Source organism: Pseudomonas sp. WOUb67 (genome assembly GCF_050058005.1).
GTDB classification, from domain to species: Bacteria; Pseudomonadota; Gammaproteobacteria; order Pseudomonadales; family Pseudomonadaceae; genus Aquipseudomonas; species Aquipseudomonas putida_R.
Map to the genome: position 1 here is coordinate 1,521,818 of NZ_CP170112.1, position 15,307 is coordinate 1,537,124.

At 61.0% G+C, this 15,307-nt stretch carries 14 protein-coding genes; 11 read left to right on the forward strand and 3 right to left on the reverse strand.

What is annotated here, in order from left to right:
- Positions 1-118 precede the first annotated feature (118 nt).
- Complete coding sequence (locus ABOC32_RS06795) at positions 119-553, forward strand: type II toxin-antitoxin system RatA family toxin (protein WP_019470439.1); 435 nt, start codon at positions 119-121, stop codon at positions 551-553.
- A gap of 64 nt (positions 554-617) precedes the next feature.
- Here the strand turns inward: ABOC32_RS06795 and ABOC32_RS06800 are convergent, their stop codons facing one another.
- Positions 618-1,154 (reverse strand): outer membrane protein assembly factor BamE, encoded by a 537-nt coding sequence (locus tag ABOC32_RS06800; RefSeq protein WP_258654067.1) that lies wholly within the window; start codon positions 1,152-1,154, stop codon positions 618-620.
- 97 nt (positions 1,155-1,251) lie between these two features.
- On the opposite strand from ABOC32_RS06800, the gene fur reads away from it, so the two are divergent.
- Positions 1,252-1,656 (forward strand): ferric iron uptake transcriptional regulator, encoded by a 405-nt coding sequence (gene fur / locus ABOC32_RS06805; protein WP_003249922.1) that lies wholly within the window; start codon positions 1,252-1,254, stop codon positions 1,654-1,656.
- A gap of 238 nt (positions 1,657-1,894) precedes the next feature.
- Here the strand turns inward: fur and recN are convergent, their stop codons facing one another.
- A complete protein-coding gene (gene recN / locus ABOC32_RS06810) occupies positions 1,895-3,568 on the reverse strand; it encodes a DNA repair protein RecN (protein WP_426810519.1) in 1,674 nt (557 codons plus the stop codon).
- Between the two features lie 192 nt (positions 3,569-3,760).
- On the opposite strand from recN, the gene grpE reads away from it, so the two are divergent.
- The 8 genes from grpE (at position 3,761) to ABOC32_RS06850 (ending at position 14,180) form a co-directional block, all read left to right on the forward strand.
- On the forward strand, positions 3,761-4,318 hold the full coding sequence (gene grpE, locus ABOC32_RS06815) for a nucleotide exchange factor GrpE (protein WP_426810520.1): 558 nt from the start codon (positions 3,761-3,763) through the stop codon (positions 4,316-4,318).
- Between the two features lie 101 nt (positions 4,319-4,419).
- Positions 4,420-6,345: a molecular chaperone DnaK gene (gene dnaK, locus ABOC32_RS06820; RefSeq protein ID WP_426810521.1), complete on the forward strand. Its 1,926-nt coding sequence runs from the start codon at positions 4,420-4,422 to the stop codon at positions 6,343-6,345.
- A gap of 196 nt (positions 6,346-6,541) precedes the next feature.
- Positions 6,542-7,666 carry a molecular chaperone DnaJ gene (dnaJ, locus tag ABOC32_RS06825; protein ID WP_016501649.1) on the forward strand — a complete coding sequence of 375 codons (1,125 nt, stop codon included), beginning with the start codon at positions 6,542-6,544 and terminating at the stop codon, positions 7,664-7,666.
- A gap of 13 nt (positions 7,667-7,679) precedes the next feature.
- On the forward strand, positions 7,680-8,483 hold the full coding sequence (gene dapB, locus ABOC32_RS06830) for a 4-hydroxy-tetrahydrodipicolinate reductase (RefSeq protein ID WP_426810522.1): 804 nt from the start codon (positions 7,680-7,682) through the stop codon (positions 8,481-8,483).
- A 327-nt stretch (positions 8,484-8,810) separates the two neighbouring features.
- Positions 8,811-9,947 (forward strand): glutamine-hydrolyzing carbamoyl-phosphate synthase small subunit, encoded by a 1,137-nt coding sequence (gene carA, locus ABOC32_RS06835; RefSeq protein WP_016501647.1) that lies wholly within the window; start codon positions 8,811-8,813, stop codon positions 9,945-9,947.
- 105 nt (positions 9,948-10,052) lie between these two features.
- Positions 10,053-13,274, forward strand: a complete 3,222-nt coding sequence (carB, locus tag ABOC32_RS06840; protein ID WP_426810523.1) for a carbamoyl-phosphate synthase large subunit — start codon at positions 10,053-10,055, stop codon at positions 13,272-13,274.
- Complete coding sequence (gene greA / locus ABOC32_RS06845) at positions 13,271-13,753, forward strand: transcription elongation factor GreA (protein WP_016501645.1); 483 nt, start codon at positions 13,271-13,273, stop codon at positions 13,751-13,753. Before carB ends, greA begins: the two co-directional genes overlap by 4 nt.
- Positions 13,731-14,180 carry a hypothetical protein gene (locus tag ABOC32_RS06850; RefSeq protein ID WP_016501644.1) on the forward strand — a complete coding sequence of 150 codons (450 nt, stop codon included), beginning with the start codon at positions 13,731-13,733 and terminating at the stop codon, positions 14,178-14,180. The genes greA and ABOC32_RS06850 overlap by 23 nt, the downstream gene beginning before the upstream one ends.
- A 12-nt stretch (positions 14,181-14,192) precedes the next feature.
- Here ABOC32_RS06850 and ABOC32_RS06855 read toward each other — a convergent pair whose 3' ends face one another.
- Positions 14,193-14,501, reverse strand: a complete 309-nt coding sequence (locus ABOC32_RS06855) for a YhbY family RNA-binding protein (RefSeq protein ID WP_016489174.1) — start codon at positions 14,499-14,501, stop codon at positions 14,193-14,195.
- A 102-nt stretch (positions 14,502-14,603) separates the two neighbouring features.
- On the opposite strand from ABOC32_RS06855, the gene rlmE reads away from it, so the two are divergent.
- Complete coding sequence (rlmE, locus tag ABOC32_RS06860; RefSeq protein ID WP_012274251.1) at positions 14,604-15,230, forward strand: 23S rRNA (uridine(2552)-2'-O)-methyltransferase RlmE; 627 nt, start codon at positions 14,604-14,606, stop codon at positions 15,228-15,230.
- The last annotated feature ends 77 nt before the right edge of the window (positions 15,231-15,307 follow it).

Sequence of the window (15,307 nt, forward strand, 5' to 3'; positions counted from 1 at the left end):
TTTCGGTGTGCTTGAGCCACTGCAATGAATACCGGACAATACGGGCCTGTCTTGGTGACAGAACCTGTTTTCGGCACGCTGCGAAGCGCCGCCACCCAGCCTTGGAAGTGACGCCTGGATGACTACCCATATTCAACGCTCCGCCCTGCTGCCATACCCCGCCCAGGCGCTCTACGATCTGGTCAACGATGTGGCCAGCTACCCAGAGTTTCTGCCGTGGTGCTCGGCCTCGACGGTGATCGACGCCAGCGACACGCACATGCACGCCAAGCTCGAGGTGGCCAAGGGCGGCATGAGCCAGTACTTCGTCACGCGCAACGTGCTGGTGCCGGGGCAGTCCATCGAGATGAACCTTGAAGAAGGGCCGTTCACGCAGTTGCATGGCGTGTGGGTGTTCAAGCCGCTGGGTGAAAAAGCCTGCAAGATCAGCCTGGACCTGTCCTTCGATTATGCCGGGCCGATCGTGCGCGCCACCTTGGGCCCGCTGTTCAATCAGGCCGCCAACACCCTGGTCGATGCCTTCTGCCAGCGTGCCAAGCAATTGAATGCCTGACGCATAAGGCGCAAACAAAAAAGCCCGGACCAGGTCCGGGCTTTTTTGCATCTGCTGTTCCCGTTTAGCGGGTTTCCAGCGGTGCGGGGGTCGGGACCGGGGTGGTCTCGATGGTGTCGATTTCGCGCTGGATAGATTCTTCCACCGAGCCTGGCTTGGCTGGTTTTTCTTCGGGCTGAGCCGCTGGTTGCTCTGTCTGGCCTGGCTCGGTGGCCGGGCTGACCGAGGTGTCGCCGCTGCCGCCCAGGATTTCCTGGTCGCGGCTGACGCCTGGCATGAAGTCGCCAGACAAGCTGACCAGTTGGTCGCTTTCGTTGAAGAAGATGCTCATGCGCTCTTGCTGGCGTTTACCGCCACCAGGCTGCAGGCTGTACAGGTAATCCCAACGATTGGTGTTGAAGGTATCCTGGATCAGCGGGTTGCCCATGATAAACCTTACTTGCCGTCGGGTCATTCCCGGGCGTAATTGGTCTATCATGTCCTGCGTGACGACATTGCCCTGCTGGATGTCGATTTTGTAAACCCCGGGAAACGAGCAACCGGCGAGTGCGAGCAGTCCCACTAGGGTGAGGCTGGTTAGCAAGAGCTTGGTGTTTTGCATCGGTGGGCGACTTCCACTATCTTGGCTGGACAACGTAAACCCCGATCATACCCGTATTAAGAGAAGCTGCGAAGCAGCATCGGCGAGAAAGCTGACCATGGTTGAAAATAGCGAATTACGCAAAGCCGGTCTCAAGGTGACCCTGCCTCGAGTCAAGATCCTTCAGATGCTCGATTCCACCGAGCAGCGTCACATGAGTGCCGAGGATGTCTACAAGGCACTGATGGAAGCAGGCGAGGACGTAGGCCTGGCCACCGTCTATCGCGTACTGACCCAGTTCGAAGCGGCGGGTCTGGTGGTTCGCCACAACTTCGACGGCGGCCACGCAGTGTTCGAGCTGGCCGATGGCGGTCACCATGACCATATGGTGAACGTGGATACCAGCGAAGTCATCGAATTCATGGATGCCGAAATCGAGAAGCGCCAGCGCGAAATCGTAGCCGAGCATGGCTTTGAGCTGGTGGACCACAATCTGGTCCTGTACGTACGTAAGAAGAAGTAACGATTTTTTATCGTTATGAATGACAAAGGCGACCTTAGGGTCGCCTTTGTGCTTTCTGGGGTGATGAGCGCAACGCTGGGCCTTGTCCTGCATCATCATCAAGGCTACAGCATCACCCTGTAGGAGCAGCCTTGTGCTGCGAAGAGGCCGGTAAGGCTAAAGATTTTCTCCGGCTGCAACGGCCTCTTCGCAGCACAAGGCTGCTCCTACAATGACCGCATCGGTCTGTAGGGCAGTATCAGGCTTTGCCAGAAACCACCATCTTGCGCGCATGCGCCAGGGATTCCTTGGTCAGGTCAATGCCGCCGAGCATCCGTGCCACTTCTTCTACCCGCTCACGCTTGCCCAGGCTGGCCACGGCGGTGTGGGTAGTGTCGCTGTTGCGCACCTTGTGCACGAACAGGTGGTGATGCCCTTGCGCAGCCACCTGCGGCAGGTGAGTCACGGTCAGCACTTGGCCGCGTTCGCCCAGGCGGCGCAGCAACTGGCCGACAATTTCGGCAGTAGGGCCGCCGATACCCACGTCGACTTCGTCGAACACCAGGGTAGGAATGCGCGATGTCTGCGCGGTAATCACCTGGATCGCCAGGCTGATACGCGACAGTTCGCCACCCGACGCCACCTTTGCCAGGCCCTTGAGGGGTTGGCCGGGGTTGGCGCTGACCAGCAGTTCGATCTGCTCCAGGCCATGCGGTGACAGGTCTGTACCTTCGGTGGGCGTCAGCTCGATGCAGAAGCGCCCGCCGGGCATGCCCAGGCGCTGGATTTCCTGCTCCACCGCGCCTGCCAGCTGCTGCGCCGCTTGCTGGCGCAGGCCGCTGAGTTCGCGAGCCTTCTCTTTATAGTGCTGGGCAAAGGCGGCAAGCTCTTCGCCCAATCGCTCGATTGACTCGTCGCTGGCGTTCAGGCCTTCGATCTCTTCCATCAACTGTTGCTGCAGGTGAGGCAGTTCGGTGGGGTGCACGCGGTGTTTGCGCGCCAGCGTATAGATAGTGTCGAGGCGCTCTTCCAGGGCTTGCAGGCGCATCGGGTCGGCGTCGAAGTTGTCGAGGAAGCGGTTGAGTTCGCCCACGGCTTCTTCTACCTGGATCTGCGCGCTGGCAATCAGGTTGGCCGCTTCGCCCAACGCCTTGGGCGAGTTTGTGGCTGCGCCCAGCCGGTTGAGGCTGGAGGTGAGGGCGCTGAGTACGTTGCCCGAATCGCTTTCACTGCACTGGTCGATCACCTGGCGGCAAATGCCGAACAGGGCTTCGGCGCTGGTCAGGTTCTTGTGCTCCTGCTCCAACTGCTCCAGTTCGTGCTCGCCCAGGCCGAGGTTGTCCAGCTCTTCAAGCTGGTAGCTGAGCAGCTGATGGCGGGCACGCTGCTCGTCACCTGAATTGGACAGGCGCTCGCGCTCCAGGCGGGTCTGGTTCCAGCGCTTGGCAGCCAGATGCACCTGGCGGGCCAGGTCGACGGCGCCGGCGTACTCGTCGAGCAGGCGGCGGTGGGTGTCGGTTTTCAGCAGCGACTGGTGCTCGTGCTGGCTGTGGATATCGATCAGCAGCTCGCCCAGCGCCTTGAGGTCGCCCAGCGGGCACGGCGTGCCATTGATGTAGCCGCGGCTACGCCCTTCGGCGGTGATGACCCGGCGCAGGATGCACGGGCCGTCGTTGTCCAGGTCGCGTTCGGTCAGCCACGCATGGGCCTCGGGGATGTCCACCAGGTCGAAGGTGGCGAGGATGTCTGCCTTGTCGGTGCCAGGGCGCACCACGCCACTGTCGGCGCGATCGCCCAGGGCCAGGCCGAGGGCGTCGAGCATGATCGATTTGCCGGCACCGGTCTCGCCCGTGATGACGGACATGCCGCGGGCAATTTCGAGGTCGAGGTGCTCGACGATGGCGTAGTTGTGAATGGACAGGTGCACCAGCATGAGGGCGGCTCCCGAAAGTCTGATCTGGTTATTTATACAGTACTTTTTTCTGGCCTGCCAATGCCCCTTGGCAGATTCTGTTGCAACCGGGAAAACCACCTTGCCCCTTGAAGCTGGTTTTTCCGGCCCCATATAGCCGACATCACAGGCGAGCCTGGCTCGCAGTCCACAAAATTGCGCAGGAGAGACCCAATGGCTGACGAACAGCTGAACGAGAAAGACCTTAACGTCGAGGAAGCCGGTGCAGGCAATGCTGCTGACGCCCGTGTTCTGGAGCTCGAGGAGCAGCTGGCCGCGGCCAAGGACCAGGCGCTGCGCGCCGTTGCCGACGTGCAGAACGTGCGCCGTCGTGCCGAGCAGGATGTCGAGAAAGCCCACAAGTTCGCCCTGGAAAAGTTCTCCAACGACTTGCTGCCGGTGATCGACAGCCTGGAACTGGCCCTGGCGCACTCCAATGATGAAGACGATCAGGTCAAGGCCATCCGCGAGGGCGTCAAACTGACCCTCAAGATGTTCCAGGACACCCTCAAGCGCTACAACCTCGAAGTCGTCGATCCGCACGGTGAGCCGTTCAACCCTGAGCACCACCAGGCGATGGCCATGCAGGAAAGCGCCGACGTCGAGCCGAACAGCGTGCTGAACGTGTTCCAGAAGGGTTACCTGCTGAACGGCCGTCTGCTGCGCCCCGCCATGGTGGTGGTCAGCAAGGCGCCGAGCGCGGCGCAACCCTCGATCAATGAAAAGGCTTGAAATCCGTCGGGGCAACCCCATCTAGGTGTCAAGCCTTCAAGTATTACCGCAGTTGGCCAAAGTAGTCGCTGCTACCAAATTCAAGTTTCGGGAGAGTTAACATGGGCAAAATCATCGGTATCGACCTGGGGACCACCAACTCGTGTGTCTCCATCCTGGAAAACGGTAACGTCAAAGTCATCGAAAACGCCGAAGGTGCGCGTACCACCCCTTCGATCGTGGCCTACGCCAACGATGGCGAAATCCTGGTAGGTCAGTCGGCCAAGCGCCAGGCTGTTACCAACCCGCACAACACCCTGTTCGCGGTAAAACGCCTGATCGGCCGCCGCTTCGAAGAGCAGGTCGTGCAGAAAGACATCCAACTGGTTCCGTACAAAATCGCCAAGGCTGACAACGGTGACGCCTGGGTTGAAGTGAACGGCCAGAAAATGGCACCGCCGCAAATCAGCGCCGAAGTGCTGAAAAAGATGAAGAAAACTGCCGAAGACTACCTCGGCGAGCCAGTGACCGAAGCGGTCATCACCGTTCCGGCCTACTTCAACGACAGCCAGCGTCAGGCGACCAAAGACGCCGGCCGCATTGCCGGTCTGGACGTAAAACGCATCATCAACGAACCGACCGCTGCTGCGCTGGCCTACGGCATGGACAAGGCCAAGGGCGACCACACTGTGATCGTTTATGACCTGGGTGGCGGTACCTTCGACGTTTCGGTCATCGAAATCGCCGAAGTCGACGGTGAGCACCAGTTCGAAGTACTGGCTACCAACGGCGACACCTTCCTGGGTGGCGAAGACTTCGACATGCTGCTGATCGACTACCTGGTCGAAGAGTTCAAGAAAGAGTCCGGCATGAACCTGAAGGGCGACCCTCTGGCCATGCAGCGCCTGAAGGAAGCGGCCGAGAAGGCCAAGATCGAGCTGTCGTCTGCTCAGTCGACCGACGTCAACCTGCCGTACATCACTGCAGATGCCACCGGTCCTAAGCACCTGAACGTGAAAATCTCCCGCGCCAAGCTGGAGTCGCTGGTTGAAGAGCTGGTACAGCGCACCATCGAGCCTTGCCGCATCGCCCTGAAAGATGCCGGCATCGACGCCAGCAAGATCGACGACGTGATCCTGGTCGGTGGCCAGACCCGTATGCCGCTGGTGCAGAAAACCGTTGCCGACTTCTTCGGTAAAGAAGCGCGCAAGGACGTCAACCCGGACGAAGCTGTTGCCATGGGCGCTGCCATCCAGGCTGCCGTTCTGGCCGGTGACGTGAAAGACGTGCTGCTGCTGGACGTCAGCCCGCTGACCCTGGGTATCGAAACCATGGGTGGCGTGATGACTGCGCTGATCGAGAAGAACACCACCATTCCGACCAAGAAGTCGCAGGTGTTCTCGACTGCCGATGACAACCAGGGCGCCGTGACCATTCACGTGCTGCAAGGTGAGCGTAAGCAGGCCGCGCAGAACAAATCGCTGGGCAAGTTCGACCTGGCGGACATTCCACCGGCTCCACGTGGCGTGCCTCAGATCGAAGTGACCTTCGACATCGACGCCAACGGCATCCTGCACGTCAGCGCCAAAGACAAGGCCACCGGCAAGTCGCAGTCGATCGTGATCAAGGCCAACTCCGGCCTGTCGGACGACGAAATCGAGCGCATGGTGCGTGACGCCGAGGCCAACGCCGAGGAAGACCGCAAGTTCGAAGAGCTGGCCGCTGCCCGTAACCAGGGTGACGCGCTGGTGCACTCGACTCGCAAGATGGTCGCTGACGCGGGTGACAAGGTCACCGCTGAAGAGAAGACTGCCATCGAAGCGGCCGTGGTTGCCCTGGAAGCTGCTGTCAAAGGCGACGACAAGGCTGCCATCGATGCCAAGGTCGAAGAGCTGTCCAAGGTCTCTGCCCCGGTTGCCCAGAAGATGTACGCCGAGCAGTCGGCCGAACAGCCTCAGGGTGGCGCGCAGCAGGCCGAGCCGGAAGCCAAGCACGATGACGTGGTTGACGCCGAGTTCGAAGAAGTAAAAGGCGACGACAAGAAGTAATCGTTGCATGTTGTCGGCCAGTTCACCGCCGTTTGGCGGTGAACTGGTAGGATGTCGCCGCGCGGGGGCTTGCTCCCGCGTTGGCGTATCTGGAATTCGAGAATTTTTACAGCATCTGTCAGCGGCCCTTGGTGGCGCAGGCAGGTGTTGACGGCGCGGCGCAGATGCCAGACGCCCAACAAGGTGCAAATGACCTATGTCCAAGCGTGATTACTATGAGGTTCTGGGTGTCGAGCGCGGCGCCAGTGAAGCTGACCTCAAAAAGGCTTACCGCCGTCTGGCGATGAAGTACCACCCGGACCGCAACCCGGGTGACAAAGAGTCGGAAGACATGTTCAAGGAGGCCAACGAGGCCTACGAAGTACTGTCTGATGCCAGCAAGCGCGCGGCGTTCGACCAGTATGGCCATGCCGGTGTCGACCCAAGCATGGGTGGTGGCGGTGCGGGCTTCGGTGGCGCCAACTTCTCCGACATCTTCGGTGATGTATTCAGCGACTTCTTCGGCGGCGGCCGTGGTGGTGGACGTGGCGGTGCTCAGCGCGGCAGCGACCTGCGCTACACCCTGGAACTGAACCTGGAAGAAGCGGTGCGTGGCACCACGGTCAGCATCCGCGTGCCTACCCTGGTCAACTGCCAGCCTTGCGACGGTTCCGGCGCCAAGAAGGGTTCGACCCCGTCGACCTGCCCGACCTGCGGCGGCATCGGCCAGGTGCGCATGCAGCAAGGCTTCTTCTCGGTGCAGCAGACCTGCCCGCGCTGCCATGGCCAGGGCAAGATCATTACCGACCCGTGCACCTCGTGCCACGGCGAAGGCCGTGTCGAGGAATACAAGACGCTGTCGGTCAAGGTGCCGGCAGGTGTCGATACCGGCGACCGCATCCGTCTCTCGGGCGAGGGCGAGGCCGGTACCCATGGTGGCCCGACTGGCGACCTGTACGTGGTGATCAGTGTGCGTGAGCACGAGATCTTCCAGCGCGATGGCAAGCACCTGTACTGCGAAGTGCCCATCAGCTACACCGATGCCGCCCTGGGTGGCGAGCTGGAAGTGCCGACCCTCGATGGTCGCGTGAAGCTGAAGATTCCGGAAGGCACCCAGACTGGCAAGCAGTTCCGCCTGCGTGGCAAGGGTGTGGCACCGGTGCGCGGTGGTGGTGCGGGCGACCTGCTGTGCCGTGTGGCGGTGGAAACCCCGGTCAACCTCAGTCGCCGTCAGCGCGAGCTGCTCGAAGAGCTGCGTGACTCGCTGGAAGGCGACAGCTCCCACTCGCCCAAGGCCAGCGGCTGGTTCGATGGCGTGAAGCGCTTCTTCGGCGATCTCTGACAAGGAAAAGGCTATGCGACGTATTGCAGTGATGGGCGCGGCAGGGCGGATGGGCAAGACCCTGATCGAGGTCGTGCAGCAAACCCCGGGTGCCGGCCTGACGGCGGCGATCGATCGCCCTGACAGCTCGCTGGTAGGGGCTGACGCCGGTGAGTTGGCTGCCCTCGGCCGGATCGGTGTGCTGCTGTCCGATGACCTGGCCAAGGTTGCCGACGAGTTCGACGTGCTGATCGATTTCACGCACCCTTCGGTCACCCTCAAGAACCTGGCGTTCTGCCGCAAGCACGGCAAGGCGATGATCATCGGTACTACGGGCTTCTCTGTCGAAGAGAAGCAGCTGCTGGCCGAGGCGGGCAAGGACATTCCAATCGTGTTCGCCGCCAACTTCAGTGTCGGCGTCAACCTCAGCCTCAAGCTGCTGGATATGGCAGCGCGGGTGCTGGGTGACGATGTCGATATCGAAATCATCGAGGCGCACCACCGGCACAAGGTCGATGCGCCGTCGGGCACTGCGCTGCGCATGGGTGAAGTGGTTGCCAATGCGCTGGGCCGAGACCTGCAGGAAGTGGCTGTGTATGGCCGCGAAGGGCAGACCGGTGCGCGGGATCGCAAGACCATCGGCTTCGCGACTGTACGTGCCGGTGATGTGGTGGGTGATCACACCGTATTGTTCGCTGCCGAAGGCGAGCGCCTGGAAATCACCCACAAGGCCTCCAGCCGCATGACCTTCGCCAAGGGCGCCGTGCGTGCGGCGCTGTGGCTGGATGGGCGCGAGCCTGGCCTGTACGACATGCAGGATGTGCTCGAGCTGCGTTAAACCGTTCGAGCGGTGTTGGCTTTTTCGCGGGCTTGCCCGCTCCCACAGGTATTGCGCCGGTCTCCGGGCCTGTGGTGTTCCTGTGGGAGCGGGCGAGCCCGCGAAGAAGCCACCGCCGATGTCAGCCTGTCGCAATCTTGTGTTTTAGAGACACATCTACGGTAGACCGAAAACGCACTTTTCTGTAAGCTACAGCTTTAGTGTGTCCACTAAAAGCGCGCAGCGAATTGAATTCAGCACATGAAAGCGGGGTGACGTGTCCATACGTCACTCCGCTTTTTTGCAACCTGCGATCGCCCTTTCATGCTTGATTTACGGGAGGTCTTCTTGACAAAGCCAGCCATACTCGCCCTTGCCGACGGCAGTATTTTTCGCGGTGAAGCCATCGGTGCCGACGGTCAGACCGTTGGTGAGGTGGTATTCAATACCGCTATGACCGGCTACCAGGAAATCCTTACAGACCCTTCCTATGCGCAGCAAATCGTTACCCTGACCTACCCGCACATCGGCAACACCGGTACTACGCCGGAAGATGCCGAGTCGAACCGCGTCTGGTCCGCTGGCCTGGTCATCCGTGACCTGCCGCTGCTGGCCAGCAACTGGCGTAACACCCAGTCGCTGCCTGAATACCTCAAGGCCAACAACGTCGTTGCCATCGCTGGCATCGACACCCGTCGCCTGACCCGTATCCTGCGTGAAAAGGGCGCCCAGAACGGTTGCATCCTTGCCGGTGACAACATCAGCGAAGAAGCCGCCATCGCCGCTGCCCGTGGTTTCCCGGGCCTGAAGGGCATGGACCTGGCCAAGGTCGTTTCCACCAAAGAGCGCTACGAGTGGCGCTCCAGCGTGTGGGAACTGAAAACCGACAGCCACCCGACCATCGAAGCTGCCGACCTGCCTTACCACGTGGTCGCCTTCGACTACGGCGTCAAGCTGAACATCCTGCGCATGCTGGTTGCCCGTGGCTGCCGCGTGACCGTGGTGCCGGCCCAGACCCCGGCCAGCGAAGTGCTGGCACTCAACCCGGACGGCGTGTTCCTGTCCAACGGCCCGGGTGACCCTGAGCCGTGCGACTACGCCATCCAGGCGATCAAGGAAATCCTCGAAACCGAGATTCCGGTGTTCGGCATCTGCCTCGGCCACCAGCTGCTGGCCCTGGCCTCGGGCGCCAAGACCGTGAAAATGGGCCATGGCCACCACGGTGCCAACCATCCGGTCCAGGACCTGGACAGCGGCGTGGTCATGATCACCAGCCAGAACCACGGTTTTGCGGTTGACGAAGCCACCCTGCCGGGCAACGTTCGCGCCATCCACAAGTCGCTGTTCGACGGCACCCTGCAGGGTATCGAGCGCACCGACAAGAGCGCGTTCAGCTTCCAGGGCCACCCTGAAGCGAGCCCTGGCCCGACCGACGTCGCGCCACTGTTCGATCGTTTCACCGATGCCATGGCCAAGCGCCGCTGAGCATCCTGCTTCAAGGCCCCGGGCCGGCTCGCGCCGCGCCCGGAAGCGCCTGACCCAGATTGTTCAAAGCGGCTTGCCGACTGACCCCGGATTTGAGTGACCACCATGCCAAAACGTACAGACATCAAAAGCATCCTGATTCTCGGTGCCGGCCCGATCGTGATCGGCCAGGCCTGTGAATTCGACTACTCCGGCGCCCAGGCCTGCAAGGCCCTGCGCGAGGAAGGTTTCCGCGTCATCCTGGTGAACTCCAACCCAGCCACCATCATGACCGACCCGGCCATGGCCGACGCCACCTACATCGAGCCGATCAAGTGGCAGTCGGTGGCCAAGATCATCGAGAAAGAGCGCCCTGACGCCGTTTTGCCGACCATGGGTGGCCAGACCGCACTGAACTGCGCCCTGGACCTGGAGCGCCACGGCGTTCTGGAGAAGTTCGGTGTAGAGATGATCGGTGCCAACGCCGACACCATCGACAAGGCTGAAGACCGTTCGCGCTTCGACAAGGCCATGAAAGACATCGGCCTGGAGTGCCCGCGCTCGGGTATCGCCCACAGCATGGAAGAGGCCTATGCGGTCCTCGAAAAGCTCGGCTTCCCGTGCATCATCCGCCCGTCGTTCACCATGGGTGGCACCGGCGGTGGTATCGCTTACAACCGTGAAGAATTCGAAGAAATCTGCACCCGTGGTCTGGACCTGTCGCCGACCAAAGAGCTGCTGATCGACGAATCGCTGATCGGCTGGAAAGAGTACGAGATGGAAGTGGTCCGTGACAAAAAGGACAACTGCATCATCGTCTGCTCGATCGAAAACTTCGACCCGATGGGCGTGCACACCGGTGACTCCATCACCGTTGCTCCAGCGCAGACCCTGACCGACAAGGAATACCAGATCATGCGCAACGCCTCGCTGGCGGTGCTGCGTGAAATCGGTGTTGAAACCGGCGGTTCCAACGTGCAGTTCGGTATCTGCCCGGACACCGGCCGTATGGTCGTTATCGAGATGAACCCGCGCGTATCGCGTTCGTCCGCCCTGGCTTCCAAGGCTACCGGCTTCCCGATCGCCAAGATCGCCGCCAAGCTGGCCATTGGTTACACCCTCGACGAACTGCAGAACGACATCACCGGCGGCCGCACCCCGGCTTCCTTCGAGCCGTCGATCGACTACGTCGTCACCAAGCTGCCGCGCTTCGCCTTCGAGAAATTCCCGAAAGCCGACGCCCGCCTGACCACCCAGATGAAGTCCGTGGGTGAAGTCATGGCCATCGGCCGTACCTTCCAGGAATCCCTGCAGAAAGCCCTGCGCGGCCTGGAAGTCGGTGCCTGCGGTCTGGACCCGAAAGTCGACCTGGCCAGCCCTGAAGCTGCCGGTATCCTCAAGCGCGAGCTGACCGTGCCGGGCGCCGAGCGTATCTGGTACGTCGCTGACGCCATGCGTTCGGGCATGACCTGCGAAGAAATCTTTGCCCTGACCGGCATCGACATGTGGTTCCTGGTGCAGATGGAAGATCTGATCAAGGAAGAAGAGAAGGTCAAGACCCTGGCCCTGTCGTCGATCGACAAGAGCCTGATGCTGCGTCTCAAACGCAAAGGTTTCTCGGACCAACGCCTGGCCGTACTGCTGGGTATCACCGACAAGAACCTGCGCCGTCACCGCCACAAGCTGGAAGTGTTCCCGGTGTACAAGCGCGTCGACACCTGCGCCGCCGAGTTCGCCACCGACACCGCCTACCTGTACTCCACCTACGAGGAAGAGTGCGAGGCCAACCCGTCGACCCGCGACAAGATCATGATCCTGGGTGGCGGCCCGAACCGTATCGGCCAAGGTATCGAGTTCGACTACTGCTGCGTACACGCCGCCCTGGCGCTGCGTGAAGACGGTTACGAGACCATCATGGTCAACTGCAACCCGGAAACCGTCTCCACCGACTACGACACCTCCGACCGCCTGTACTTCGAGCCGCTGACGCTGGAAGACGTGCTGGAAGTGTGCCGCGTCGAGAAGCCGAAAGGCGTGATCGTCCACTACGGCGGCCAGACCCCGCTGAAACTGGCGCGTGCCCTGGAAGAAGCCGGCGTACCGATCATCGGTACCAGCCCGGATGCCATCGACCGTGCCGAAGACCGTGAGCGCTTCCAGCAGATGGTTCAGCGCCTGAACCTGCTGCAGCCGCCAAACGCCACCGTGCGTAGCGAAGAAGAAGCCATCCGCGCTGCTGGCGGCATCGGCTACCCGCTGGTGGTTCGCCCGTCGTACGTACTGGGCGGCCGCGCGATGGAAATCGTCTACGAACTGGACGAACTCAAGCGCTACCTGCGTGAAGCGGTACAAGTGTCGAACGACAGCCCGGTCCTGCTCGACCACTTCCTCAACTGCGCCATCGAGATGGACGTGGATGCGGTGTGCGACGGCACTGACGTGGTGATCGGCGCCATCATGCAGCACATCGAACAGGCCGGCGTTCACTCCGGCGACTCGGCGTGCTCGCTGCCACCTTACTCGCTGAGCAAGGAAGTGCAGGACGAAGTCCGCGTACAGGTCAGCAAAATGGCCCTGGAGCTGGGCGTTGTCGGCCTGATGAACGTGCAGCTGGCCCTGCAGGGCGACAAGATCTACGTGATCGAAGTCAACCCGCGCGCCTCGCGTACCGTGCCGTTCGTGTCCAAGTGCATCGGCACTTCCCTGGCCATGATCGCCGCCCGCGTAATGGCCGGCAAAACCCTGAAAGAGCTGGGCTTCACCCAGGAAATCATCCCGAACTTCTACAGCGTCAAGGAAGCCGTCTTCCCGTTCGCCAAGTTCCCGGGGGTTGACCCGATCCTCGGCCCTGAGATGAAATCGACCGGTGAAGTCATGGGTGTCGGTGACACCTTCGGTGAAGCGTTCGCCAAAGCCCAGATGGGTGCCAGCGAAGTGCTGCCGACCGGTGGTACCGCGTTCATCAGCGTGCGTGACGACGACAAGCCACAAGTGGCTGGCGTTGCCCGCGACCTGATCGCCCTGGGCTTCGAAGTGGTTGCAACTGCTGGCACCGCCAAGGTTATCGAAGCGGCTGGCCTGAAAGTGCGCCGCGTGAACAAGGTGACCGAAGGTCGCCCGCACGTGGTCGACATGATCAAGAACGACGAAGTGTCGCTGATCATCAACACCACCGAAGGCCGCCAGTCGATTGCCGATTCCTACTCGATTCGTCGCAATGCGCTGCAGCACAAGATTTACTGCACCACCACCATTGCGGCCGGTGAAGCCATCTGCGAGGCGCTGAAATTTGGTCCTGAAAAGACCGTTCGTCGCCTGCAAGATCTGCATGCAGGACTTAAAGCATGAGCATTACCAAGTACCCGATGACCGTCCAGGGCGCTCGCGCCCTGGAAGAGGAGCACCTGTTCCTGAGCAAGACCGAGCGCCCGCGCCTGAGCCAGGCGATCGGTGAAGCACGCGAACTGGGCGACCTCAAGGAAAACGCCGAATACCATGCCGCCCGCGAAGAGCAGGGCATGGTCGAGGCGCGTATCCGCGATATCGAAGGCCGTCTGCAGAACTCGGTCGTGATCGACGTGACCACCATTGCCCATACCGGCAAGGTCATCTTCGGCACTACCGTAGAGCTGGCCAACACCGAAACCGACGAGCGGGTGAAATACCAGATCGTTGGCGAGGATGAAGCCAACATCAAGCTCGGCAAGCTTTCGGCAAGCGCACCGATTGCCCGTGCCATTATCGGCAAGGAAGAAGGCGACATCGTCGTCATCAAGACGCCAAGCGGCACGGTCGAGTACGAGATTGTCGAAGTCCAGCACATCTGACCGGCGCCTGCGGGCGCCATCCCTTGAGGGGATCCTCTGGCAACTGGCCCAGGTTTTCTGGGTTGGTGGCCTGTGGGTGTTCCATGTGGGGCTGGTGCCTGCGCTCAAGGTCAGTGGTCTGGCACCCTTGCTGGTGCAAGACATTGCCGGGCAGATCGACCGCTGGTTGATTGGCGTGGCGCTGCTTGGGCTGTTGACTCAGCTGGCGGTACTGGCGAGGGTGGACGGCCTGGCAGCCTGGTGGCGGCAATTTCGCGGCCAGATGCTGTTGCTGGGGTTTTCAGCCTGCGTGGGGTACTACACCTTGCGCTACGGCATTTCGGTCGGCGAGCGCTGGCAGATGTTCTGTTTCCTGGTGCTGGGTTTTTCCGGCATCGTGCTGGTGGCCCAGCCGGTACCGGTCAGGGCGCGCAAACCGCGCCACTGATCGGAGCCACCGTTACTTGTAGCGGTGGATATTGGACAGCTGCTTGTTAGGCTGTGGGTTCTTGCGGTAGATCAGCGCTTTCTTGCCGATGGTCTGCACCAGCTCGGCACGGCCGGCCTTGCACAGTTCTGCAATGGTTGCGGCACGTTCTTCGCGGTCTTCCGAGCGAATTTCAACCTTGATCAGCTCATGGTCGACCAGGGCGCGTTCCAGTTCGGCGACTACGCCTTCATTCAAACCGTTGCCAGCAACGATCAAAACCGGCTTCAGGTCATGACCAATGGACTTGTACTGCTTCTTCTGCTCGTTATTGAGCGGCATAATCTGACCCTTTCCGTCTGATTCTGTAAAATTGACCGGCATTTTACCCGAGGGCCACCGGCTCCGCCCAGTCAATCACGACGCATATCATCGAGGTGCCCCGTGGTACAACGTTCCAAAAGCAGCGCAAACTGGCTGCGAGAGCATTTTAACGACCCTTTTGTGAAGCAGGCGCAGAAGGATGGCTACCGCTCGCGTGCGAGCTACAAACTGCTGGAGATCCAGGAAAAGGACCGTCTGATCCGCCCGGGCATGAGTGTCATCGACCTCGGCGCGGCCCCCGGTGGCTGGTCTCAGGTGACCAGTCGTCTGATTGGTGGTCAGGGCCGGTTGATCGCTTCAGACATTCTGGAAATGGACTCGATCGCTGATGTGACCTTCATTCAGGGCGACTTCACCCATGACGAAGTGCTCCAGCGCATTCTCGAGGCTGTCGGCGATTCGCACGTGGACCTTGTGATTTCCGACATGGCCCCCAATATGAGTGGTACGCCCGCGGTGGACATACCGCGTGCCATGTTCCTCTGCGAACTGGCCCTCGATCTGGCGACCCGCGTGCTCAAGCCCGGCGGTGACTTCCTGATCAAGATTTTCCAGGGCGAAGGTTTTGACGTGTACCTGAAGGACGTGCGTAGCAAGTTCGACAAAGTGCAGATGCGCAAGCCATCGTCGTCGCGGGACCGGTCCCGTGAGCAATACCTGTTGGGCAGGGGCTTCAAAGGGGCATGAAAGGTGTGAAGCGGGGTGGCCGATAGTTAATTCCAATCGGCCGCTGCGTCAGGATCGTCCGAACTTCGTGTAGTCTA

What these genes read in the sequence shown, in the direction of transcription:
- carB (WP_426810523.1), top strand. Translation starts at nt 10,053, where the DNA reads ATGCCAAAACGTACAGACATCAAAAGCATCCTGATTCTCGGTGCCGGC.
- ABOC32_RS06800 (WP_258654067.1), bottom strand. Translation starts at nt 1,154, where the DNA reads ATGCAAAACACCAAGCTCTTGCTAACCAGCCTCACCCTAGTGGGACTG.
- dnaK (WP_426810521.1), top strand. Translation starts at nt 4,420, where the DNA reads ATGGGCAAAATCATCGGTATCGACCTGGGGACCACCAACTCGTGTGTC.
- fur (WP_003249922.1), top strand. Translation starts at nt 1,252, where the DNA reads ATGGTTGAAAATAGCGAATTACGCAAAGCCGGTCTCAAGGTGACCCTG.
- greA (WP_016501645.1), top strand. Translation starts at nt 13,271, where the DNA reads ATGAGCATTACCAAGTACCCGATGACCGTCCAGGGCGCTCGCGCCCTG.
- dnaJ (WP_016501649.1), top strand. Translation starts at nt 6,542, where the DNA reads ATGTCCAAGCGTGATTACTATGAGGTTCTGGGTGTCGAGCGCGGCGCC.
- ABOC32_RS06795 (WP_019470439.1), top strand. Translation starts at nt 119, where the DNA reads ATGACTACCCATATTCAACGCTCCGCCCTGCTGCCATACCCCGCCCAG.
- ABOC32_RS06855 (WP_016489174.1), bottom strand. Translation starts at nt 14,501, where the DNA reads ATGCCGCTCAATAACGAGCAGAAGAAGCAGTACAAGTCCATTGGTCAT.
- grpE (WP_426810520.1), top strand. Translation starts at nt 3,761, where the DNA reads ATGGCTGACGAACAGCTGAACGAGAAAGACCTTAACGTCGAGGAAGCC.
- dapB (WP_426810522.1), top strand. Translation starts at nt 7,680, where the DNA reads ATGCGACGTATTGCAGTGATGGGCGCGGCAGGGCGGATGGGCAAGACC.
- recN (WP_426810519.1), bottom strand. Translation starts at nt 3,568, where the DNA reads ATGCTGGTGCACCTGTCCATTCACAACTACGCCATCGTCGAGCACCTC.